Below are 20,436 nucleotides of genomic sequence, written 5' to 3' on the forward strand. Positions count from 1 at the left end.
TCTGTGTGCTTAGAAGTTCACGCCGAAGCTGAGCGCGACGAAGTCACGGTCATCCACGGTGCTGTACTTGCCGTCGAAGAAGTTGGTGTACGACAGGCTCGCCGTGTAGGTGTTCTGGTACTCGGCGTCCAGGCCCAGGCTGACTGCCTTGCGGCCTTCCTCGAAGTTGGCACCAGGGCCAGGCGAGTAGCCGGAAACGTCATGCGACCAGGCTACGCTGGGCTTGAGGTTGACCCCGGCGAAGACGTCGTTGTAGTCCCAGATGACCCGGGCGCGGTAGCCCCAGGAGGTGCTGGTGGTATAGCCGTCGTTCTCGCATTTGCGATTCAGGTTGGTGGTAGATGCCCCGGCACCTGCGCCGGCGATGGTGCTGGCATTGAGTGCCTGGCAGGTATCGGCACCGCCAGTGGCAGGCAGCGGGCCAGGCCCGAAGACCGGGTCACGGCCATAACGGGTCTCGCGTGCGTTTTCCAGGCCGCCAACGTGGGTGACCCCAACTTCACCGACCACAGTCATGCGGCTGGCGCCCATTACCTGGTCGAAGAAGTGCGTCAGAGTGGTCTGGAACTGAGTGATTTCCTTGCGGCGATAGCCGTGCAGGTCTTGGCCGGGAGTACCGGTCAATAGCGAAGCGTTGGTCAGTGCGCCACCAATCGGACGCACACCCGCAAACAGGATGTCGGTGGTATTCAGTTGCACGGGGGCATTGGGGCGATAGCTGACTTCACCACTCCAGGCCGTACCCGTAGGCAGCGTGGTGGAGAAACTCAGGCCGTACAGGCGGATGTCCTCGGGGTACTCGACGAAGTACTCGGAGTTACCCGCCACAATCAGCGGTGCCAACGCGCGCAACTGCGCAGGCAGCGCGCTAAGGCCGGCGAACACCGACGGTGGAGCGCCGGTGGCGCTGAAGATCGGCGCGCGGCTGTGGTAGTTCATGAAGTAGGCACCGAACTCGGTGTCCAGCGGATCGAACATATACCGCAACGCCACGCCGAACTGGCCGCTGTCGCGGGCATCACGGTCGGCGCCCCGGCGCACCATCACCCCTTCCTCGTTGATGTTGACACCCCGGGAGGCGAGGAACTGCTGGGCCGCGCCCGGCACGGTACGGCTGCTGTTGAGCACACGCAGGTTATCGGTACAGCCGTCGGCAATGATGTCTGGCTGCGAGAAGAACGTGCCGCAGTTGTCGACGACGGTCTGGTCCCATTCGATCTGGTAGAAGGCCTCGGCCGACAGGTTGTCGGTCAGGCTTTGCGAGATATAGAACATGTTGACCGGGATCAGGCCTTCCTTGACCTCGGCCCCAGGGCGGCGGAACGCGGAAACATCTATCGGGTTGATCGAGTTGATGCCGCCGCCGATGAAGGTACTCTCACCCCAGCTGACAACCTGCTTGCCCAGGCGCACCGAGCCTGGCATGTCGCCAATCGAATAGTTGTGGTAGACGAAAGCGTCGAGCAGCTCGGCGCCCGAAGACTTGGCGCCTTCCTTGCGGTTGGAGTCGCTGATGTCCTTGAATGGTCGGCTTTCGTCCTTCAGCTCGAAGTCGTACCAGTACTTGCCGCGCACGAACACACCGGTATCACCGTACTTGAGCTCCAGGTCATGGATACCCTTGAAGATCTTGGAGAACGTTTCGCCCTTCTTGAAGTTCAGGTGGCCATCGTCAGAGGTCTGCGACAGGCCCTTGCCGCCGTTGTTCACCCCGATCAGGTTCTTGTTGGGGTTGGCCGTCGACCAGCTGGCACCGATGGAGAGCGACGAGTCGAACTGGCCTTCGATTTCACCAATGTTGAAACTGACAGCGAAAGCAGGACTTGCGAGCGTGGAAGCAAGGCTGACGGCCAGGGGCAACTTGGCCCGGCGCCAGAACAGGTTTGCAGATTTCATCGACGCTACTCCATGTACTTTATTGTTATGGCAGTGAGTCCTTTCAAGAACGGCCGAGCGACCGGTTTGCAGGTTTGCACCTGCGACGACACGGCTTGCGCGTATCGCCCTCCCCCATTCCTGAAAATCCCCTGGCCCCGACTATAGCCAGCAAGGCACAGGCGCTTGATCCCTCTAAAGTGTGATTTGCGCTCCATGCCGCCAACTCGCTGCAGTGTTGTCCCGGTTGCGGGCTGGCAGAGCTCAAGGATGGCGCATTTCTGCCATTTGGCAAGGCGCCGAGGCCTCTAGCGTGCGGGTCGCGTTCTGACGTTCGCGACCCGCACGGTGGTTACAGCGTGGACAGGAACGCGCTGTTGCTGGCCTGCCACTGCACGATGTCCTGGCGGATGCGTTTCTTGTCGAGCTTGCCGACACTGGTCTTGGGAATTTCAGTAACAACAGCGATCTGGCCAGGAATCGCCCATTTGTTGATGTGCCCCTGCTCGACAAACGGCTTGAGGTGGTCCTTCAATGCCTTGGCGTCGATGGCATGGCCTTCGCGCACCACCAGCAATGCAAACGGGCGCTCGCCCCATTGTGGGTCGGCCACGCCCACCACCGCCACTTCGCGCACGGCCGGGTGGCGGCTGACCAGGTCTTCCAGGTCGAGCGAGGAAATCCACTCACCGCCGGTCTTGATCACGTCCTTGATGCGGTCACGGATGTCGATGTAACCCATGTTGTCGAGGGTGGCTACGTCACCGGTGTGCAGCCAGCCACCCTGCCACAGCTCCTCGCTCTTTTCCGGCTCCTTGAAGTAACCCATGGTCAGCCACGGCGCACGCAGCACCAGCTCGCCCTGCGTTTCGCCATCGGCAGGCAGGAAATTGCCGTCGCCATCGACAATGGCCGCTTCGACCAGCGGCACCGGCACGCCGGCCTTGATGCGGTAGGTGACGCGCTCATCCTCGCTGCCGGCCTGCAGCTCGTCGTTGAGGTGCGCGGCGGAGATCAGCGGGCAGGTTTCGGACATGCCATACGCTGCGGTCAGCTGGATGCCACGCGCCAGGGCAGCCTGGTACAGCGAACGGTTCAGCGAGCTGCCGCCGATGATGATCTTCCAGCCGCCAAAGTCCTGCCCTTGCGCGGTCGGGCAGTTGAGCAGCATCTGCAGGATGGTCGGCACGCAGTGGGAGAACGTGACCTTCTCTTCACGCCACAGCTTGACCAGCATGTCCGGCTCGTAGCGCCCCGGGTATACCTGCTTCATGCCAAGCATGGTGGCGGCGTAGGGAATACCCCAGGCATGTACGTGGAACATCGGGGTGATGGGCATGTACACATCGTTGCTGCCCAGCAGGCGCACGCTGTCGATGCTGCCGGTGACAGACGCTTCGGCCAGTGTGTGCAGGACCAGTTGCCGGTGGGTGAAGTACACGCCCTTGGGGTTACCGGTGGTGCCAGTGGTGTAAAAGGTGGTGGCCACCGAGTTTTCATCGAAGTCCGGGAAATCGTAGCGCGGGCTGGCAGCTGCAAGCAGTTGCTCGTACTCGCCCACCAGGCCGGGCAACTCGGCTGTCTTGTCCGGGCCATCGGTCAGCAGCAGGGTCTTTTCAACGGTGGTCAGTTGCCCGGCAATGGCCTGGTAGAGGCCGACGAAATCGCTGTTGACCAGCACCACGCGGTCTTCGGCATGGTTCATGGTGTAGAGGATCTGCTCGGGCGACAGGCGCACGTTGATGGTGTGCACCACGGCGCCGATCATCGGGATGGCGAACATGCACTCCAGGTAGCGGTGGCTGTCCCAGTCCATTACCGCCACCGTGTCACCGGCTTTAACCCCGGCCTCGGTCAGCACATTGGCCAGGCGCGCAATGCGCTCGTTGAGCTGTGGGTAGGTCAGGCGCAGCTGGTCGCGGTAGACGATTTCGCGGGTCTTTTCATAGCGGCTGCCGGACATCAGCAGGCGTTTGATCAGCAGCGGGTAGTCGTAGGCGCCCTCGGCGGGCTTGATGATGCGGGTCTGCAGCATGGGTATCCCTTTTCTGAAAAGCGGGCCGGAAAAGTCTGAGAACTACTGTAGTTCGCGAATGTGACGGCTAAATCAGCCGAAGGAATGATTTGGCTGCGCAGGGTATGAGTGGCATTGTCCGGGTGATGGATCACCCCAGCCCTGCCAATGGAGCCTTACTGATGCCCAGCCCGCGTCGCGCCGTGTTTCTCGATCACCACTCCCTCGACCTTGGTGACCTCGACCTTTCCCCGCTACGCAGCCAGTTCGATGAGTTCGAGCTGTTCGATGCAACCCGCCCAGACCAGGTAAGCCAGCGCCTTCAGGGCGCCGTTGCGGTGGTCAGCAACAAGGTCATGCTCGACGCCGCAACCCTGGCTGCCAACCCACAGCTCAAGCTGATTCTGGTGGCCGCCACCGGCACCAACAATGTCGACCTGACAGCAGCACGCGCCCAGGGCATCACCGTGTGCAACTGCCAGGGCTACGGTACGCCGTCCGTCGCGCAGCACACACTCGCCCTGCTGTTGGCCCTGGCCACTCGTCTGTGCGACTACAACCAGGCGGTGGCCGACGGCCAGTGGGCCAAGGCCAGCCAGTTCTGCCTGCTGGATTTCCCCATCGTCGAGCTGGAAGGCAAAACCCTCGGCATGCTTGGCCACGGCGAACTGGGCGGCGCGGTAGCGCGGCTGGCCGAAGCCTTCGGCATGCGCGTACTGAGCGGGCAGATTCCCGGCCGCCCGGAACGCGCCGACCGCCTGCCGCTGGCCGAACTGCTGCCACAAGTCGATGCCCTGACCCTGCACTGCCCGCTGAACGAGCACACCCGGCACATGCTCGGTGCCCGCGAACTGGCCCTGCTCAAGCCCGGTGCGTTCGTGGTGAACACCGCCCGTGGCGGCCTGATCGACGAGCAGGCACTGGCCGATGCCCTGCGCAGTGGCCACTTGGGCGGCGCCGCCACCGACGTGCTGAGCGTGGAGCCGCCGGTGAACGGCAATCCGTTGCTCGAAACCGGCATCCCGCGGCTGATCATCACCCCGCACAGCGCCTGGGGGGCAGTGGAGTCGCGTCAACGTATCGTCGGCCAGCTGAGCGAGAACGCCCAGGCCTTCTTCGCCGGTCAGCCACGCCGCGTGGTCAGCTGAGCGGGGCGCCCGCCTCTGCTACACTGCGCCACTTTTTCAGGAGGCGTCGTCCATGGACCCGCGCAGTGAAGTGTTGCTCCGCCAGGCAGAGCTGTTCCAGGGGCCGCTGCTGATCGCCGGCGCCCCCGCCGATGGCCTGCTCGGCCAATTGCCGCAGGCCCAGGCCTGGACGTGGCATGCGGGCGATCACGCCATGCTCGACAGCCGCTTTGCCGGTCGCAGCCATTATGGAGTCGAGCCGCCTGAGGTGGCCTTCGACAGCGCCGTACTGTTCTTGCCCAAGTCCCGCGAGCTGGCGGCCTATCTGCTCAATGCCCTGGCGTCGCGCCTGGGCGGCCGTGAGCTGTATCTGGTCGGCGAAAAGCGTGGCGGCATCGAAGGCGCGGCCAAACAGCTGCAGGCCTTTGGCAAACCGCGCAAACTCGACAGCGCCCGTCACTGCCAGCTGTGGCAAGTCACCGTCGAGCAGGCACCCGAAGCCAAGCCGCTGGAAAGCCTGGCCGAACGCTTCGAGCTGGCCCTGGAAGACGGCCCGCTGCAAGTGGTCAGCCTGCCTGGCGTTTTCAGCCACGGGCGCCTCGACCGCGGTACCGCCCTGCTGCTCAAGCACCTCGACGGCCTGCCCAGCGGGCATGTGCTGGACTTCGGCTGTGGCGCCGGGGTACTGGGTGCCACAGTCAAACGTCGCTATCCACAAAGCCAGGTAACGTTGCTGGATGTGGACGCCTTTGCTGCGGCGGCCAGTCGGCTGACGCTGGCCGCAAACGGCCTTGAAGGCGAGGTGGTCATCGGCGACGGGATTGACGCAGCACCCAAGGATTTGAGCGTAATCCTGAGCAACCCTCCTTTCCATACCGGCGTGCACACCCACTACCTGGCATCGGAAACCATGCTGCAAAAATCAGCCGTTCATCTTCGAAAAGGCGGCGAAATACGCTTGGTAGCGAACAGCTTCCTGCGTTATCGGCCGTTGATCGAAGGGGCGCTGGGCAACTGCGAAATCCGCGACGAGGCCGACGGCTTCCGGATTTATTACGCAACACGCCGATAAAAACAGCGCTTGCCGAAAGCGTTTTGCCTAGGCAGAATCCGCACCGTCCTAGGGGAGTAGTCTCCCGCGAGCGCACTGCTCGCCCGGTACGCGTCAACATACTTGGTCAACAGACCATGGCGCGTGCGACCCACCATGCCAGCCTGCATGGGCAGATCCGCACAGACGGATCCAGGGTTTGACAAGACCTATGACACGCACACCTTACCCGGGGCGGGGAGGCTGTACGTGTCATAGCCGTGTCGACCCGCCCCCGTAGGAATCCTGATGCTGGAATCTCTGTTGGTCCCCACCGCCATCGTTGCCCTCGCCGAAATCGGCGACAAGACGCAACTGCTTGCGCTCATTCTCGCTGCCCGCTTCCGCAAGCCATGGCCGATCATTGCCGGTATCGTAGCCGCCACCCTGGCCAACCATGCCGCAGCCGGTGCCGTGGGTGCCTGGTTCGGTAGTTTCTTCAGCAACTCGGCATTGCACTGGATCCTCGCCGCGAGCTTCACCGCCACTGCACTGTGGACCCTCGTACCCGACAAGATGGACGACGACGAGAACCCGGCGCGCCGCTTCGGTCCTTTCCTGACTACGCTGATCGCGTTCTTCCTGGCCGAAATCGGTGACAAGACCCAGGTCGCCACCGTGATGCTGGCGGCGCAGTATCCGCACCTGATCATGGTCATCATCGGCACCACCCTGGGCATGCTGATTGCCAACGTGCCGGTGGTATTGGCGGGTAACTTTGCAGCAGACAAGCTGCCATTGACGCTGATCCGCCGCCTGGCGGCCACAGCCTTCATCGTGCTGGCGATCGTGGCCGTTTACACGGCGATGAAGGCCAGTGGCTGGGTTGGGTAACTGCTGAAGGGGGCTGCTTGGCAGCCCCTTGCAGATCTACTGCTTGGCAGCTGCCTGATACAACGGCATCACCTTCGGAATGGCTGCCTGCAACGAAGCAATGCGGCTTTCGGACGCCGGGTGAGTACTCATGAACTCAGGCGGCGCGCCTTCAGAAGCCTTGCTCATCTTGTTCCACAAAGTGATCGCGGCATTCGGGTCATACCCGGCGCGCGCCGACAACTCCAGGCCAATCAGGTCGGCTTCGTTCTCGTTGGCACGGCTGTTGGGCAGGGTCATGGAGTAGTTCACCACGGCATCGGCCATGGCCATGCTGCCCTCGCCCAGGCCCAAGAGGGCACCGGCACCCTGACGGGCCATTTGCACGCCATAAGCCTTGGACATCGCCTCACGGCTGTGCTCTCGCAGGGCGTGAGCAATCTCATGCCCCACCACAGCGGCAATTTCCGCATCGGTGAGCTTGAGCTGATCGATCAGCCCGGTGTAGACGATGATCTTGCCGCCCGGGCCGCAGTTGGCGTTCAGCTCGTCGCTCTTGATCACGTTGACTTCCCAGTTCCATTGCGCGGCATCCGGGCGGAACTTGGGCGCCTGGGCGATCAGGCGGTTGGCGATGACTTGCACACGCTTGGCATCAGCACTGGACTTGTCGAGCACACCTTTGCTCGATGCCTCACCCAGGGTCTGCTGGTACGACTGGGCGTACATCTGGTTGACCTCATCGGTCGAGAGCATGCTGAACATGTATTGCTGGCGCTGTACGCCGACAGCGCCGCCGCTGGTGGTGTTCACCGCCTGGCAGCCGGCCAGCAGGATGCCAGCACTCAACAGGCTGACGACAAAAGACTTACGCATGAAAACACTCCCTTTTTACATGCGCCGTATCCTAGGCCGAGTCGCCTGTGCCCGCTATAGCCGTAGGGAAGATTTTCTTTGCCGGTACAGGCAAAGCTTCAAGCCGGGGTCAGGCACTCCGGCGCATCGAGTTTCGGGTCATTGACGAAATTGGCCAGGGCCCGCTCCCGCAACGTTGCAGGCGGGCTGGCCAGCAACTCGTGCAAGCGGGTAACCGGCGTATCCAGGTCAAGCCAGGCCGCCTGCCCGGCCTCGTCCAGTATCAACGGCCGACGCTGGTTCATGGCTGCCTGGGTCACCACCGCACAGCTGAGCCACACCTGGTCCTGCACCGGGTAGGCCTCCCACACGGCCGCAAAGTACAGCGACGAGCCCTCGCCGGGGGTCAACCAGTAAGGGCGTTTACGCACGCTGCCACGCCACTCGTAAAAGCCGTTGGCCGGCATCAGGCAGCGACGCTGGCGAAATGCATCGCGAAACATCGGCTGCTCGGCCAAGGTTTCGGCACGGGCGTGGGCTGGGGTGCGAGACATGTCTGTGAGCCAGGCCGGGGTAAGCCCCCAGCGCGCCTTGGCCAATTGCTGCTGGCCGTCGAGCTGGCGCTGGATCAGCACCGAAGCCCCGGGCGAAATGTTCCATTGGGCCGGCTGGCCTTCGGGGAAGCCAGGCAGGCTGGCAAGCACCTGGGGCCAGCGAAACAGGGCATAACGTCCACACATGGGCGAATTCAGAACCTAGCAGATCAAAGTACCGGGGAAGCTCTCCGGTTCGTCGCCAACCATTGGCTGGGCATCATTGTACGCATCGATCAGCTGCCGTGCGTACTCGGCCTGCTCATCTGCTACCGCAAGCCCGAGCAGGCCTTGCAGGGGTAGTTCGCCCACACCCCCCATCAAATCACGGCCTACCAGTTGCACGCTGATGCCTTCACTGGCCAGCATACCGACCAGCATTTCGGCTTCGAGCAGGTTTTCAGGTTCGTAGATCCGTCGCATCAGTCATTCTCACCGAAGACATCCAGCATCCACTCCTCGCCATGAACCTGCAGCACGAAGCGGATAGGCTTGCAGCACACCTGACAGTCCTCGATGTACTCCTGATCGCCACCAGACAGGTCCACCGTGGTTTCGACTTCCTCGCCACAATACGGGCAATCATAGTTCGCAGTTTCCAGCATCGCGGCCTCCGGGGTGACTTATGCGTATAATTGCCGGTCTGTTTACAGGGCTTGTGTGTGTCCGAGCCGTTTTTCGGACCCCGCCCCTACCTTATTACCCTAGCCGTTTCCAACAAGAGAGCATGATGGGCGAATTCGATGCCATCCGACCGTACGACGATGCTGAGGTCCCTGCCGTTCTGGCACGCCTGCTCAGCGACCCGGCATTCCTCGATATCCTCACCCACTTCCGCTTCCCGCGTGCGGCCGGTGCTTTTGGCTGGTTGCTCAAGCCGCTGATTGCCCGCCGCCTGCGCAAGGAATTTGCTGGTGTCAGCTGCGTTTCGACCTTGCAGGATAAAGTCGAGTACTACGTCGACCAGACCATCGACCGCGCCACCGACGGCGTTACGTATTCGGGTGTGGAACAGCTCAAGGCCGGCACCGCCTACCTGTTCCTGGCCAACCATCGTGACATCGTCATGGACCCGGCCTTCGTCAACTACGCGGTGTACCACGCAGGCTTGCCGACGCCACGCATCGCCATTGGTGACAACCTGCTGCAAAAGCCCTTTGTCAGCGACATGATGCGCCTGAACAAGAGTTTCATCGTGCACCGCTCGATCAGCGGGCGCCGCGAGAAGCTGGCCGCTTACCAGCTGCTTTCGGCCTATATCAGCCACTCGATCCGCAACGATGTCACGTCGATCTGGATCGCCCAGGCCGAAGGACGGGCCAAGGACGGTGATGACCGCACCGACTCTGCGATCCTCAAGATGTTCCACATGAGCCGCAAGGACGAGCCGTTCGGTGCGGTGATCCAGAGCCTGAACCTGACACCGGTGTCGATCAGCTACGAATACGACCCGTGCGACCAGGCCAAGGCCCGCGAGCTGTACATCCGCGCCACCACCGGTACCTACAAGAAGGCGCCCGGCGAAGATGACAACAGCATCGCCAAGGGCATTACCGGCTACAAGGGGCGGGTGCACATCAACTTCACCCCGCCGGTGACCGCGTACCACGAGGACACCAAGCAGCTGGCTGTTGAGATCGACCGACAGATCCTGGGTAGCTACCGGCTGTTCCCGGTGCATTACCTAGCGTATGCGATGTGGGACAGCAAGGATGAGGCCCTGCAGGTGCCGAGTGCCGAGAACGTATTCCCGGCAGACGAACTGGCCAAGGCCAGGGAAGAATGGCAGCGCCGCCTGGATGCCTGCCCTGAAGAGCAGCGGCCTTACCTGGTGTTGCAGTATGCGACGCCAGTGCGTAACCAGTACCAGGTCAAGCAGCAGGCACCTGTAGCCTGACAGATTGTAGGGGGCTGCTTAGCAGCCCCAGTGGTTCTCAAACCCAGGTACTGAACCAGGACAACAGCAGCGCCATCGCCAGGCATGCAAAGCCAAGAATGTAGAAGTACTTGGGCACCCGCAGGTCAAACGCGTCCACCACCCCCTCCTCCACAGCCATGTATTCACGGGTCTCAGCCGCGCGCCGCCGCGCACTGTGCAGCAGCAGCCCGCCAGGGCAGGTCAGCAGCAGTGCCAGCAGGTTGATCAGCTTGGTAGGATGGGCGGCCAGGAACCCCCAGAGCACTTGCAAGGACATCACGCAACCTCGGTGTGAGCAGCGGCAAAGGCCCGCATTCTACCCAAGTCCTTCTCCAGCGCCCGACATGGGCGACAAAGTGTCATTAAATTTCATCTGTCATTCGCTCGTCATCTGAACAGGCCACCCTGTCGGCCATTCATGACCCGGAGCTTGTTCATGCTGCATGCCGAAAACCAGGACCGCCTCTACCTCGTTGCACAGAGCGATGAACAACAGGCGTTGATCGATGGTTTTGCCATCAATGTGCAGGACCGCCAGTGGCTGGTGTACTGTGCGCTGGGCGGGCATGTGCATGAGGATTTGCCAGAGGTGGATGCCGGGACCGGCTTCAGCTTGCTGGATTTCCACATAGAAGCTGCCTGAACCTGTGCGGTCCCTGTGGGAGCGGCTTTAGCCGCGAAGAGGCCCGCACAGGCAACAAAAAACCCGCTGCCTGTCACACAGGCGGCGGGTTTTTTTCATACAGCCTGAAGCTTACTGCCCCAGCACCTGCCCGATGGTCGGGTCCTTGAACAGGCGGGTCAGGGCATCGCTCAGCACATCACCCACCAACTGGGTGTTGGTATCCTGGTTCGGCGCCATGCCGAAGCGCTGGTCCAGCGAAGCACCGTAACGGCCGCTGTAGCTGCGGCCGCCATTGCGCACATCGGCACGGAAGGTGGCACCGATGGTGGCCTCGGTCACGTACAGGTTGTCTTTGGGCGACTGATACTTCAGCTCGGCCAGGGTCACGGTCAGCTGTGGTGCATTAGAGGCGTTCGGCGATGGGGTGAAACCCAGCAGGCGCACAGCAGCTTCGGCCTGGGCCTGCAGCTTCGGCACCACGTCGTTACCGCTGACGCTGATGGTGCTGGTTTCGGGGTACATGCCACCACGGGTGCCCAGCGACGGCGAAGGGCGACCGTCAACCACTCGCACCACGACCGGCTGGCCGTGGCCTACCGGGGCCAACTGGGCCTTGAGCGTGGGCTGCGGGTTGAGTTGTTGCGGGCTGTGGGCACAACCGACCAGGCTGAGGCTGGCCACGGCAATCAAACCGAACAACAGACGTTGCAACATGCGCGTTTCTCCAGAAAATGCGGCAAAGGCGCACAGTATACCTAGCCAGGCACAGACCAGTCATCGGCCCGCCCCGCTTGTCACAATCGTTTCATGGCCATGCCCTTATCCTTGCGCCAAGCCCTAACGCAAAGGACTCACCGCCATGGCCTCGCTCTGGACTCTGCTCTTCCAACGCCCGCGCCACAACGCCTACGCCCGCCTTGATGCCCAAGGCAAATGCCTGGCCTTCAAGCAATGCAGCCAGGTACCAAGCGGCAGCGGCTGGGTGCAGGTCGGTGAAATACAGTTGGCCTGGCTGGGCCGCGAGCTGCCCGCCGATGCCCGGGTTTGCGCCCGCGCAAGCCGCCGCTGGCACCAGCGCATCCTCGCAGCCTGAAAAACGCTGCAATAAAATCCACGAATGGCGACATTTCTGCCCGCGACATCGCTATAATCTCCCCCCGATTATAAGGACGTCTCCTGATCGGGCCCCGCATTCGCCGATTGACCCCGGCAACTCCATCGCCTAGCCCACAGAGAGCCTTCCACTCAGGTCTTGCATCGGCTGTCGTGCCTGCTTTTCCGGCCCTTCACACTGCATGAACCTGCGGGTTGCCATCGCGCAGTCCCCTTTTGAGGTTCACGTCTCCAAAAGAGCGTGAAAAAACGGTTTTCACAACTTCACAAGAGTGTGGCGAGCAAATGAACAGTCTGGCATGTGCAAAAGCGGCAGATGTGTCCCGAACAGCCCTGAACAGGCGGCAAATACGCTCATCCCGTATGAGTGTCTGAACCGTTCCATAACGCACGCACGACACCTTGACCATAAGTCGAATTGCCGCACCCGTGGCAAACGGCGTTCAATAGCTGAACCCGAAGACTGATTGGCGGTGTCCGCGGAAGTTGCAAGAACTGCGAAAAGTCGGACATGGCGACCCTGGCTACCCCAGGTCCTATGCTGTCAATTAGGTAGCTGTAGATTGTGGAGACGCGTTAAATGGCGCAGAACGAATCGGTTGATGTAGTACTGGTAGGCGCGGGCATCATGAGTGCCACCCTGGCCGTACTGCTCAAGGAGCTTGACCCGACCCTGAAGCTTGAGGTCGTCGAGGCGATGGACTCCGGAGCCGCGGAAAGCTCCAACCCCTGGAACAACGCAGGCACCGGCCACGCTGGCCTGTGCGAGCTTAACTACACGCCTCAGGCCGCCGATGGCAGCATCGACATCAAGAAGGCCGTGCACATCAACACCCAGTTCGAGGTTTCGCGCCAGTTCTGGGCCTACCTGAGCAAGAAGGGCAACTTCGGCTCGGCGCGTGCTTTCATCAACCCTGTCCCACACCTGAGCTACGTCGAAGGTGAGAAGGGTGTTTCCTTCCTCAAGAAGCGCTTCGAGATGCTCAAGCAGCATCACGCCTTCAGCGAGATGGAATACACCGAAGACAAGGCCGTGATGAACGACTGGATGCCGCTGATGATGCCAGGCCGCCCGGCCGATCAGCACATTGCAGCTACCCGTGTAGCCAAAGGCACCGACGTCAACTTCGGCGCGCTGACCAACAAGCTGCTCAAACTGCTGGGCGACTCACCAGACGCGCAGGTGAAGTACAGCAAGAAGGTTGTCGGCCTGCGTCGTAATGGCAGCGGCTGGACCGTGAGCATCAAGGACGTCAACAGCGGCAGCAGCCGTGATGTGGACGCCCGTTTCGTGTTCCTCGGCGCTGGCGGCGCAGCACTGCCCCTGCTGCAGGTGTCTGGCATCCCGGAAAGCAAAGGCTTCGGCGGCTTCCCGGTCAGCGGCCAGTGGCTGCGTTGCGACAACCCGGAAATCGTCAAGCAGCACCAGGCCAAGGTCTACAGCCAGGCTGCCGTGGGTGCCCCGCCGATGTCGGTACCGCACCTGGACACCCGCGTTGTGGACGGCAAGACTTCGCTGCTGTTCGGCCCATACGCCGGTTTCACCACCAAGTTCCTCAAGCACGGTTCGCTGATGGACCTGCCGCTGTCGGTGCGCATGGGCAACATCGGCCCGATGCTGGCCGTGGCCCGTGACAACATGGACCTGACCAAGTACCTGGTCAGCGAAGTGATGCAGTCGATGGAGCAGCGTCTGGAAGCCCTGCGTCGCTTCTACCCGCAGGCCAAGGCCGAAGACTGGCGCCTGGAAGTGGCTGGTCAGCGCGTGCAGATCATCAAGAAAGACCCGAAAAAAGGCGGTGTACTGCAGTTCGGTACCGAGCTGGTCTCGGCCCAGGACGGCAGCCTGGCTGCACTGCTCGGCGCCTCGCCGGGCGCGTCGGTGACCGTTTCGATCATGCTGGAACTGATTGAACGCTGCTTCCCCGAGCAGGCCAAAGGTGCCTGGGCTGCCAAGCTCAAGGAAATCTTCCCGGCACGCGAGAAGACCTTGGCGACCGATGCTGCCCTGTACCAGAAGATCAGTGCCGACAACGACGTGGCGCTGGATCTTGCAGAAAACAGCCCGGCGGCCAAGCATTACGCCTGAACCGGCCGGTAACGAAAAAACGCCCCTCGGGGCGTTTTTTTATGCCTGGATTTCTATCAGCCTGTGCCGGCCTCTTCGCGGGCTTGCCCGCGAAAGGGCCGGCACAGGTTGAAGATCAGCCACGGGCGTTGTCGATAATCTCGATGTACTCGGGGGCATTGCGCTGGTCGGCGATCTGCTCGACGAAGGTCTGGCCGTGTTCGTCCTTGCCATCCAGGTCCAGGCCCGCTTCGACGAAGAAGCCGACAAAGCGCTCGAAGTCGTCGACGCGCAGGCCACGGTAGGCCTTGACCAGCTTGTGCAGAGACGGCGAGGTCACGCTATCGGCTGGCTCGAACAGGAGGTACGACTTGATGTAGTCGTCGCTGATTTCGTCGCCGATTATCTGTTTCTTGTCTTTACGCATTGCCGACTCCAACTGGACCATCACGGGATTTCGAAGGCCGGCAGTTTACCCCTCGCAGGCTGCGTGCCTCAACGCGTACGTACAGTACCGGTGTGCAGGTCGGCCCAGATATGGCCGTTGGCATAAGTGAGAAACTGCACGTACAGGGTCTCGTTACGCAGCAGGTCCATGATTACCCGGTAGTCACTGACCGGGTAATTCAGGCTCAAGGTGCGGCTTTTCTCGTCATACACGGGTTTCTTCAGGCTCTTGGCCGCTTCCCCGTCGAAGGTCAACAGCACCTGGGCGATGGTCGCGCCCTTGCTCAACGGCTTGCCCTTCAGGCGCACCTGCAGCGACGAGGTGATCGGGATCGGCTGTTGGTCGGACTGGCGCTGGGCCCCCACCACCACCGAGTAGTCGGTCACTTGCAGCAGTTGCTGGCCGGTCGGCGCTTCCTGGCGCAGGGACTGGTCGTCTGGCGGCAGAAACTGGCTGTGCAGGGGTGCGGCGGCGAGTGGCAGGCTGACTGCCAGCAGGAGGGGAAGAATCGCACGCATGTGAGGCTCCTTGTATGAAGGAGCACTCTAGCATGCCGTGTGCAGGCTCTATCAATCGAACTGCGCGAGCATCCAGGCCTGGTACTCGGCTACGCCCACCTCACCCTCGCGCGGCGCCCAGTGCGCATGCTCGCCCTCTCCCACAGGCCGGTATGGCCCGGCCTTGCACTCGAACAAGATGCTGTCCGGTTCCAGCACTACCAAGCCATGGTAGGTACCGGGCGCCAGGTCCACACCCAGGCAGTCTCCGCCCGCCTGCAACACCCGCTTGTCGGTCACCACGCCCTGCTCATCGAAAATCAGCAGCCCCAGGCGGCCCTTCAGCACGATCAGCGCTTCGGCCTTGTCGTCGCTCAAGTGGCGGTGCGGCGGAATGTAGGTGGTTGGCTGCAGCCCCACTGCCATGCGGTGGCAAGGCTCTTCCATCTCATGGAAGTTGTGATGCTGCCGCCCACGCGGATTGGCGGCAGCCTTTTCGGCCAGCCCGGCGAACAGCGACTGGTCGATGAACGCTGGCTGGCGCATGGTCACAGCCCCTTGACGGCGAAAATGCCGTTGGCATTGCGCCAGTAGCCTTTGTAGTCCATGCCATAACCGAAGATGTAGCGGTCGATACACGGCAGGCCCACGTAGTTGGCCTTGAGGTCCGGGCTGGCCTTGCGGTCGTGGTCCTTGTCGATCAGGACGGCGGTGTGCACCGAACGCGCGCCGGCATGTTTGCAGAATTCGATGATGGCGCTGAGGGTGTGGCCTTCGTCGAGGATGTCGTCGACGATCAGCACATCACGGTCGATGAACGACACTTCCGGCTTGGCCTTCCAGAACAGCTCACCGCCGCTGGTCTGGTTGCGGTAGCGGGTGGCGTGCAGGTACGAGGCTTCCAGCGGGAACTGCAGGTGGGTCAGCAGCTTGCCGGAGAAGATCAGGCCACCGTTCATCACGCAGAAGACGACGGGGTTTTTATCGTGCAGGTCTTTGCAGATCTGCTCGCCGACTTTGGCGATGGCCGCTTCGACCTCAGCTTCGGTGTACAGGCAGTCAGCTTCACGCATGACTTGGCGGATGTGCTCGAGATCGGCGGACATGGCGCGCTCCGGGGGGCATTTTGGAAAAGCGGGCAAAGGTACGCATCCGCTCGTCCCAGATCAAGCATTTATGGACTAACGTCCAGAATGACCAGACGACAGCACAGGCTGAATAGATTAATCTAGCGCGGTTTTTTTGCCCGCCTTTCGGAGCCCCCCTATGCCCACTCGTGAGATCCGCCACCCGCTGATCCGCCACAAGCTCGGCCTCATGCGCCGTGCTGATATCAGCACCAAGAATTTTCGCGAACTCGCCCAGGAAGTCGGCGCGCTCCTGACCTATGAGGCCACCCAGGACCTGCCACTCGAAACCTACGAGATCGACGGCTGGTGTGGCAAGGTGCAAGTTGAAAAAATCGCCGGCAAGAAGATTACCGTAGTCCCGATCCTGCGCGCCGGCATCGGCATGCTCGACGGCGTGCTCAGCCTGATCCCGGGTGCCAAGGTCAGCGCCGTGGGCGTTGCCCGCAACGAGGAAACCCTCGAAGCCCATACCTACCTGGAAAAGCTCGCACCGGACATCAACCAGCGCCTGGCCTTGATCATCGACCCAATGCTGGCCACCGGCGCTTCGATGGTCGCCACCATCGACCTGCTGAAAAAGGCTGGCTGCAAAGAGATCCGCGCCATGGTGCTGGTCGCCGCGCCAGAAGGCATCGCAGCGGTGGAGAAAGCCCACCCGGACGTGCAGATCTACACCGCCTCGATCGACCAGCGCCTGAACGAACACGGCTACATCGTGCCGGGCCTGGGCGATGCCGGTGACAAAATTTTCGGCACCAAGCAAAAGGACGCCTGACCATGCAGGACGGCTTCAACGACCCGCTCTGGCGCCAGGTCGTTTCGGGCGCGCAGATGCTCTTCGTGGCATTCGGCGCGTTGGTGCTGATGCCACTGATCACCGGCCTCGACCCGAACGTCGCGCTGTTCACCGCCGGCATCGGCACGCTGCTGTTCCAGCTGGTTACCGGCCGCCAGGTACCGGTTTTCCTGGCCTCCAGCTTTGCCTTCATTACACCGATCATCCTTGCCAAGGGCCAGTTCGGCCTGGCCGAGACCATGGGCGGCGTGATGGCCGCAGGTTTCGTGTACACCTTCATGGGCCTGATGGTGAAAATCAAAGGCACCGGCTTCATCGACCGCATGCTGCCGCCTGTGGTGATCGGCCCGGTGATCATTTCCATCGGCCTGGCCATGGCACCGATTGCTGCCAACATGGCGATGGGCAAAGGTGGGGACGGCGCGGCGCTGATGCCCTACAAGACCGCCATGCTGATCTCCATGCCAGCGCTGCTGACGACCTTGATCGTCGCGGTGTTCGGCAAAGGGATCTTCCGTCTGGTACCGATCCTCTCCGGCGTGCTGGTGGGCTTTGCCATGGCATTCGCCTTCGGGGTGGTCGACACCGCCAAGATCGCCGCTGCACCTTGGCTGGAGATCCCCAACTTCACCGCGCCAGCGTTCAACTGGCAGGCCATTCTGTTCATCGTCCCGGTCGCCCTGGCGCCGGCGATCGAGCACATCGGCGGGGTGATTGCAGTCGGTAGCGTGACCGGCCGTGACTACCTGAAAAAGCCTGGTCTGCACCGCACCTTGCTGGGTGACGGCCTGGCCACCACTGCCGCTGGCCTGTTTGGCGGCCCGCCCAACACCACCTACGCCGAAGTGACTGGCGCGGTGATGCTGACCAAGAACTACAACCCGAAGATCATGACCTGGGCGGCAGTGTTCGCCATCACCCTGGCATTCATCGGCAAGTTCGGCGCGCTGCTGCAGAGCATCCCGGTACCCGTGATGGGCGGCATTTTGTGCCTGCTGTTCGGTTCGATTGCGGCGGTGGGCATGAATACCATGATCCGCCACAAGATCGACCTTTCCGAGGCACGCAACCTGGTGATCGTCTCGGTAACGTTGGTGTTCGGTATCGGCGGCGTGCTGATCGGCAGCGGTGACGGCCCGGATGACTGGGGCCTCAAGGGTATTGCCCTGTGCGCCATCGTGGCGATTGCCCTGAACCTGATCCTGCCGGGCAACGATGGCTGGAAGCACAAGAAGCTGGATGATCAGTTGCCTTGATCCGGCGTTAGCCTGATCTGGCCTCTTCGCGGGTAAATCCGCTCCCACAGGTTTCCCGCTTCCCCAGGTTAACGCTATATCTGTGGGAGCGGGTTCACCCGCGAAGAGGCCGGTACAGGCAACATGAAAAATCAGGCCTTTTCACACATCCCGGCCAGCACCCTCACCCACTCCGGGTGATCATTCAGGCACGGCACCAGCACCAGCTCCCGCCCGCCCGCCTCGATAAACTGCTCGCTGCCGCGCATGCCGATCTCTTCCAGCGTCTCGATGCAATCCGCCACAAACGCCGGGCACATCACCAGCAGCTTCTTCACCCCTGCCTTGCCTAGCTCGTCCAACCGCGCCTCGGTATAAGGCTCGATCCATTTGTCCTTGCCCAGCCGCGACTGGAACGATACCGACCACTTACCCTCCGGTATGCCCATTCGTTGCGCAAACGCCTTGGCCGTGGCCAGGCATTGCCCGCGGTAACAAACCTCACGCACTTCGGCCGATGCGCCATTGCAACAATCGGCAGCCCGCAGGTCGTGCCTGGTGCCCTTGGGAAACAGCTTCTTCAGATGTCGCTCTGGCAGGCCGTGGAAGCTCAGCAGCACATGGTCATGCTCCTGCTCCAGGTACGGCCGGGCGCTGGCAACCAGTGCCTCGATATAGTCCGGGTGCTCGTAAAACGGCTGCAGCACGCGCATCTGCAGCGGCAACTGGCGCTCGCTGACCGTCTGTTTGGCCAGCTCGATCACCGTGGTCACCGTGCTGTCGGCGAACTGTGGATAAAGCGGTGCCAAGGTCACCTTGCGCACACCTTGCGCCGCCAAGCGCTCCAGCACGTCGGGCAAGGCTGGCTGACCATAGCGCATGGCAATCTCCACCGGGCCATGGGGCCAGTGCTCGACCATTGCGGCCTGCAGACGACGGGTCAGCACCACCAGCGGTGAACCCTCCTCCCACCAGATCGAGCCATAGGCATGCGCCGACTGCTCCGGGCGCTTGACCAGAATCAGCGACACCAGCAGGCGCCGCACCGGCCATGGCAGGTCGATCACATACGGGTCCATGAGGAACTGGTTGAGGTAGCGGCGCACATCAGCCACCGAGGTGGAGGCCGGGGAACCCAGGTTGACCAGCAGCAGGGCGTGATCGGTCATGCAGCGTCCTATGTCAGAGGCGGCTGGACAGGTTGTCCAGGGCCGATTGCAGATCGTTGAAGCGGAAGGTAAAGCCAGCCGCCAGCAAGCGTACCGGCCGTGCCCGCTGGCCGCCCAGCAGCAAGGTCGACATCTCGCCCAGGCCAGCCTTGAGCAACAATCCCGGCACCGGCAGCAGCGCCGGCCGGTGCAAGGCCCGGCCCAGGCGCGTGGCGAACTCGCGATTACGCACCGGCTCCGGGGCGCAGGCATTATAAGGACCGCTGGCATCCTTGTGCTGCAAGAGAAAATCAATCAGGGCGACCTGGTCGTCTATATGGACCCACGGCATCCACTGCCGCCCATCGCCCAAAGGCCCGCCCAGCCCCAGCTTGAAGGGCACCCGCAGGCGCGACAAAAAGCCGCCATCGCTGGCCAGCACCAGCCCGGTGCGCACCAGCACCACACGGATACCTTGTGCCTGGGAGCGCTGGGCCGTCTCTTCCCAGGCAATGCACAGCTGGCTGGCAAAATCTTCGCGCACCGGTGGCGAAGCCTCGGTCAGTTCGCGTTCGCCACCGTCACCGTACCAGCCCACCGCAGAGCCGGAGATCAGCACGTTGGGGCGTTGCTCGCGAGTGCCCAACCAGGTCAGCAACTGCTCGGTCAGGGTGACCCGGCTGGCCCACAGCAGGTTGCGCCGAGCGGCCGTCCAAGGGCGATCGGCAATCGGCGCACCGGCCAGGTTAACCACCGCATCAAGGTGATCGTCCGCCTCCAGTTGCTCCAGACGGGCGATGCCACGTACGCCAGTGCCACAAATTTTCGCCACCTGTTCAGGTCGCCGACTCCAGACTGTGAGCCGGTGCCCCTGGCCAAGCCAGTACTTGCACAGGTGTTTGCCAATCAATCCGGTGCCACCTGTCAGCAATATATGCATGGCTGTGTCCTCGCAGAATGCAGCGGTGGTCTATTTTTAACATCAAGGCACTTTTTTGACCCGACGCTCTCGGATAAACATAGGCCAACCTGCCCGTCAAAGCGGAATAACCTTATACAGATTTTCTGGATTGTACAGGTTTGCCTGACAG

General features: G+C 62.0%; 23 protein-coding genes and 1 riboswitch. Of the genes, 9 read left to right on the forward strand and 14 right to left on the reverse strand.

Translation table 11 applies throughout. The annotated features are described in order from the left end of the window. Positions 1-9: 9 nt before the first annotated feature. Together P0Y58_25955 and P0Y58_25960 are read right to left on the reverse strand one after the other, a co-directional pair. Positions 10-1,896 carry a DUF1302 domain-containing protein gene (locus P0Y58_25955; GenBank protein ID WEK30295.1) on the reverse strand — a complete coding sequence of 629 codons (1,887 nt, stop codon included), beginning with the start codon at positions 1,894-1,896 and terminating at the stop codon, positions 10-12. A 331-nt stretch (positions 1,897-2,227) separates the two neighbouring features. Next, the gene (locus P0Y58_25960) at positions 2,228-3,910 is read right to left on the reverse strand and encodes a fatty acid--CoA ligase (GenBank protein WEK30296.1); all 1,683 of its coding nucleotides are present in this window, start codon (positions 3,908-3,910) and stop codon (positions 2,228-2,230) included. A 161-nt stretch (positions 3,911-4,071) separates the two neighbouring features. On the opposite strand from P0Y58_25960, the gene P0Y58_25965 reads away from it, so the two are divergent. The 3 genes from P0Y58_25965 to P0Y58_25975 all read left to right on the forward strand — a co-directional run bounded on the left by P0Y58_25965 (position 4,072) and on the right by P0Y58_25975 (position 6,940). Beyond that, positions 4,072-5,037: a 2-hydroxyacid dehydrogenase gene (locus P0Y58_25965; protein ID WEK30297.1), complete on the forward strand. Its 966-nt coding sequence runs from the start codon at positions 4,072-4,074 to the stop codon at positions 5,035-5,037. A 52-nt stretch (positions 5,038-5,089) separates the two neighbouring features. Continuing rightward, positions 5,090-6,088: a class I SAM-dependent methyltransferase gene (locus P0Y58_25970; GenBank protein ID WEK30298.1), complete on the forward strand. Its 999-nt coding sequence runs from the start codon at positions 5,090-5,092 to the stop codon at positions 6,086-6,088. A gap of 39 nt (positions 6,089-6,127) precedes the next feature. Next, positions 6,128-6,267, forward strand: a riboswitch (yybP-ykoY riboswitch). A gap of 91 nt (positions 6,268-6,358) precedes the next feature. Further along, positions 6,359-6,940, forward strand: a complete 582-nt coding sequence (locus P0Y58_25975) for a TMEM165/GDT1 family protein (GenBank protein WEK33399.1) — start codon at positions 6,359-6,361, stop codon at positions 6,938-6,940. A gap of 36 nt (positions 6,941-6,976) precedes the next feature. On the opposite strand, the gene P0Y58_25980 is transcribed toward P0Y58_25975, so the two are convergent. The 4 genes from P0Y58_25980 to P0Y58_25995 form a co-directional block, all read right to left on the reverse strand. Beyond that, a complete protein-coding gene (locus tag P0Y58_25980; GenBank protein WEK30299.1) occupies positions 6,977-7,795 on the reverse strand; it encodes a M48 family metallopeptidase in 819 nt (272 codons plus the stop codon). 98 nt (positions 7,796-7,893) lie between these two features. Beyond that, positions 7,894-8,514: an SOS response-associated peptidase gene (locus P0Y58_25985; protein ID WEK30300.1), complete on the reverse strand. Its 621-nt coding sequence runs from the start codon at positions 8,512-8,514 to the stop codon at positions 7,894-7,896. A 15-nt stretch (positions 8,515-8,529) separates the two neighbouring features. Continuing rightward, positions 8,530-8,790, reverse strand: a complete 261-nt coding sequence (locus P0Y58_25990; GenBank protein WEK30301.1) for a DUF2007 domain-containing protein — start codon at positions 8,788-8,790, stop codon at positions 8,530-8,532. Further along, the gene (locus P0Y58_25995) at positions 8,790-8,972 is read right to left on the reverse strand and encodes a CPXCG motif-containing cysteine-rich protein (protein WEK30302.1); all 183 of its coding nucleotides are present in this window, start codon (positions 8,970-8,972) and stop codon (positions 8,790-8,792) included. The genes P0Y58_25990 and P0Y58_25995 overlap by 1 nt, the downstream gene beginning before the upstream one ends. A gap of 125 nt (positions 8,973-9,097) precedes the next feature. Here P0Y58_25995 and P0Y58_26000 point away from each other — a divergent pair, with 125 nt between their 5' ends. Next, positions 9,098-10,264, forward strand: coding sequence for a 1-acyl-sn-glycerol-3-phosphate acyltransferase (locus tag P0Y58_26000; GenBank protein WEK30303.1), 1,167 nt, complete (start codon positions 9,098-9,100; stop codon positions 10,262-10,264). Between the two features lie 37 nt (positions 10,265-10,301). On the opposite strand, the gene P0Y58_26005 is transcribed toward P0Y58_26000, so the two are convergent. Beyond that, positions 10,302-10,562: a hypothetical protein gene (locus P0Y58_26005; GenBank protein WEK30304.1), complete on the reverse strand. Its 261-nt coding sequence runs from the start codon at positions 10,560-10,562 to the stop codon at positions 10,302-10,304. Between the two features lie 159 nt (positions 10,563-10,721). On the opposite strand from P0Y58_26005, the gene P0Y58_26010 reads away from it, so the two are divergent. Further along, positions 10,722-10,928, forward strand: coding sequence for a hypothetical protein (locus P0Y58_26010; GenBank protein ID WEK30305.1), 207 nt, complete (start codon positions 10,722-10,724; stop codon positions 10,926-10,928). A gap of 111 nt (positions 10,929-11,039) precedes the next feature. On the opposite strand, the gene P0Y58_26015 is transcribed toward P0Y58_26010, so the two are convergent. Next, on the reverse strand, positions 11,040-11,624 hold the full coding sequence (locus P0Y58_26015) for a YajG family lipoprotein (GenBank protein WEK30306.1): 585 nt from the start codon (positions 11,622-11,624) through the stop codon (positions 11,040-11,042). Positions 11,625-11,769: 145 nt separating this feature from the next. Here P0Y58_26015 and P0Y58_26020 point away from each other — a divergent pair, with 145 nt between their 5' ends. Both P0Y58_26020 and mqo read left to right on the forward strand, forming a co-directional pair. Further along, on the forward strand, positions 11,770-12,003 hold the full coding sequence (locus tag P0Y58_26020; GenBank protein ID WEK30307.1) for a hypothetical protein: 234 nt from the start codon (positions 11,770-11,772) through the stop codon (positions 12,001-12,003). A gap of 600 nt (positions 12,004-12,603) precedes the next feature. Then, on the forward strand, positions 12,604-14,112 hold the full coding sequence (gene mqo, locus P0Y58_26025; GenBank protein ID WEK30308.1) for a malate dehydrogenase (quinone): 1,509 nt from the start codon (positions 12,604-12,606) through the stop codon (positions 14,110-14,112). A 115-nt stretch (positions 14,113-14,227) separates the two neighbouring features. Here mqo and P0Y58_26030 read toward each other — a convergent pair whose 3' ends face one another. The 4 genes from P0Y58_26030 to P0Y58_26045 all read right to left on the reverse strand — a co-directional run bounded on the left by P0Y58_26030 (position 14,228) and on the right by P0Y58_26045 (position 16,142). Then, positions 14,228-14,518, reverse strand: a complete 291-nt coding sequence (locus tag P0Y58_26030; GenBank protein ID WEK30309.1) for a PA4642 family protein — start codon at positions 14,516-14,518, stop codon at positions 14,228-14,230. 68 nt (positions 14,519-14,586) lie between these two features. After that, on the reverse strand, positions 14,587-15,057 hold the full coding sequence (locus P0Y58_26035) for a hypothetical protein (protein WEK30310.1): 471 nt from the start codon (positions 15,055-15,057) through the stop codon (positions 14,587-14,589). Positions 15,058-15,108: 51 nt separating this feature from the next. Next, positions 15,109-15,582: a WbuC family cupin fold metalloprotein gene (locus P0Y58_26040; protein ID WEK30311.1), complete on the reverse strand. Its 474-nt coding sequence runs from the start codon at positions 15,580-15,582 to the stop codon at positions 15,109-15,111. A gap of 2 nt (positions 15,583-15,584) precedes the next feature. Beyond that, positions 15,585-16,142: a hypoxanthine-guanine phosphoribosyltransferase gene (locus P0Y58_26045; protein ID WEK30312.1), complete on the reverse strand. Its 558-nt coding sequence runs from the start codon at positions 16,140-16,142 to the stop codon at positions 15,585-15,587. Positions 16,143-16,302: 160 nt separating this feature from the next. Here P0Y58_26045 and upp point away from each other — a divergent pair, with 160 nt between their 5' ends. Both upp and P0Y58_26055 read left to right on the forward strand, forming a co-directional pair. After that, a complete protein-coding gene (upp, locus tag P0Y58_26050; protein ID WEK30313.1) occupies positions 16,303-16,941 on the forward strand; it encodes a uracil phosphoribosyltransferase in 639 nt (212 codons plus the stop codon). 2 nt (positions 16,942-16,943) lie between these two features. Then, positions 16,944-18,218 (forward strand): uracil-xanthine permease family protein, encoded by a 1,275-nt coding sequence (locus P0Y58_26055; protein WEK30314.1) that lies wholly within the window; start codon positions 16,944-16,946, stop codon positions 18,216-18,218. A 131-nt stretch (positions 18,219-18,349) separates the two neighbouring features. Here the strand turns inward: P0Y58_26055 and hemH are convergent, their stop codons facing one another. Both hemH and P0Y58_26065 read right to left on the reverse strand, forming a co-directional pair. Beyond that, the gene (gene hemH, locus P0Y58_26060; protein ID WEK30315.1) at positions 18,350-19,366 is read right to left on the reverse strand and encodes a ferrochelatase; all 1,017 of its coding nucleotides are present in this window, start codon (positions 19,364-19,366) and stop codon (positions 18,350-18,352) included. Between the two features lie 13 nt (positions 19,367-19,379). Then, entirely contained in the window at positions 19,380-20,285 is a 906-nt protein-coding gene (locus P0Y58_26065) for a TIGR01777 family oxidoreductase (protein WEK30316.1), read from the reverse strand. Between the last annotated feature and the right edge of the window lie 151 nt (positions 20,286-20,436).

It is taken from the genome of Candidatus Pseudomonas phytovorans, assembly GCA_029202525.1.
In the GTDB taxonomy this organism is placed as follows: Bacteria; Pseudomonadota; Gammaproteobacteria; order Pseudomonadales; family Pseudomonadaceae; genus Aquipseudomonas; species Aquipseudomonas phytovorans.

Excerpts from the sequence above, each read along its gene's own strand:
- P0Y58_25955 (WEK30295.1), bottom strand. The coding sequence starts at position 1,896 with ATGAAATCTGCAAACCTGTTCTGGCGCCGGGCCAAGTTGCCCCTGGCC.
- P0Y58_25960 (WEK30296.1), bottom strand. The coding sequence starts at position 3,910 with ATGCTGCAGACCCGCATCATCAAGCCCGCCGAGGGCGCCTACGACTAC.
- P0Y58_25965 (WEK30297.1), top strand. The coding sequence starts at position 4,072 with ATGCCCAGCCCGCGTCGCGCCGTGTTTCTCGATCACCACTCCCTCGAC.
- P0Y58_25970 (WEK30298.1), top strand. The coding sequence starts at position 5,090 with ATGGACCCGCGCAGTGAAGTGTTGCTCCGCCAGGCAGAGCTGTTCCAG.
- P0Y58_25980 (WEK30299.1), bottom strand. The coding sequence starts at position 7,795 with ATGCGTAAGTCTTTTGTCGTCAGCCTGTTGAGTGCTGGCATCCTGCTG.
- P0Y58_25985 (WEK30300.1), bottom strand. The coding sequence starts at position 8,514 with ATGTGTGGACGTTATGCCCTGTTTCGCTGGCCCCAGGTGCTTGCCAGC.
- P0Y58_25990 (WEK30301.1), bottom strand. The coding sequence starts at position 8,790 with ATGCGACGGATCTACGAACCTGAAAACCTGCTCGAAGCCGAAATGCTG.
- P0Y58_25995 (WEK30302.1), bottom strand. The coding sequence starts at position 8,972 with ATGCTGGAAACTGCGAACTATGATTGCCCGTATTGTGGCGAGGAAGTC.
- P0Y58_26000 (WEK30303.1), top strand. The coding sequence starts at position 9,098 with ATGGGCGAATTCGATGCCATCCGACCGTACGACGATGCTGAGGTCCCT.
- P0Y58_26005 (WEK30304.1), bottom strand. The coding sequence starts at position 10,562 with ATGTCCTTGCAAGTGCTCTGGGGGTTCCTGGCCGCCCATCCTACCAAG.
- P0Y58_26010 (WEK30305.1), top strand. The coding sequence starts at position 10,722 with ATGCTGCATGCCGAAAACCAGGACCGCCTCTACCTCGTTGCACAGAGC.
- P0Y58_26015 (WEK30306.1), bottom strand. The coding sequence starts at position 11,624 with ATGTTGCAACGTCTGTTGTTCGGTTTGATTGCCGTGGCCAGCCTCAGC.
- P0Y58_26020 (WEK30307.1), top strand. The coding sequence starts at position 11,770 with ATGGCCTCGCTCTGGACTCTGCTCTTCCAACGCCCGCGCCACAACGCC.
- mqo (WEK30308.1), top strand. The coding sequence starts at position 12,604 with ATGGCGCAGAACGAATCGGTTGATGTAGTACTGGTAGGCGCGGGCATC.
- P0Y58_26030 (WEK30309.1), bottom strand. The coding sequence starts at position 14,518 with ATGCGTAAAGACAAGAAACAGATAATCGGCGACGAAATCAGCGACGAC.
- P0Y58_26035 (WEK30310.1), bottom strand. The coding sequence starts at position 15,057 with ATGCGTGCGATTCTTCCCCTCCTGCTGGCAGTCAGCCTGCCACTCGCC.
- P0Y58_26040 (WEK30311.1), bottom strand. The coding sequence starts at position 15,582 with ATGCGCCAGCCAGCGTTCATCGACCAGTCGCTGTTCGCCGGGCTGGCC.
- P0Y58_26045 (WEK30312.1), bottom strand. The coding sequence starts at position 16,142 with ATGTCCGCCGATCTCGAGCACATCCGCCAAGTCATGCGTGAAGCTGAC.
- upp (WEK30313.1), top strand. The coding sequence starts at position 16,303 with ATGCCCACTCGTGAGATCCGCCACCCGCTGATCCGCCACAAGCTCGGC.
- P0Y58_26055 (WEK30314.1), top strand. The coding sequence starts at position 16,944 with ATGCAGGACGGCTTCAACGACCCGCTCTGGCGCCAGGTCGTTTCGGGC.
- hemH (WEK30315.1), bottom strand. The coding sequence starts at position 19,366 with ATGACCGATCACGCCCTGCTGCTGGTCAACCTGGGTTCCCCGGCCTCC.
- P0Y58_26065 (WEK30316.1), bottom strand. The coding sequence starts at position 20,285 with ATGCATATATTGCTGACAGGTGGCACCGGATTGATTGGCAAACACCTG.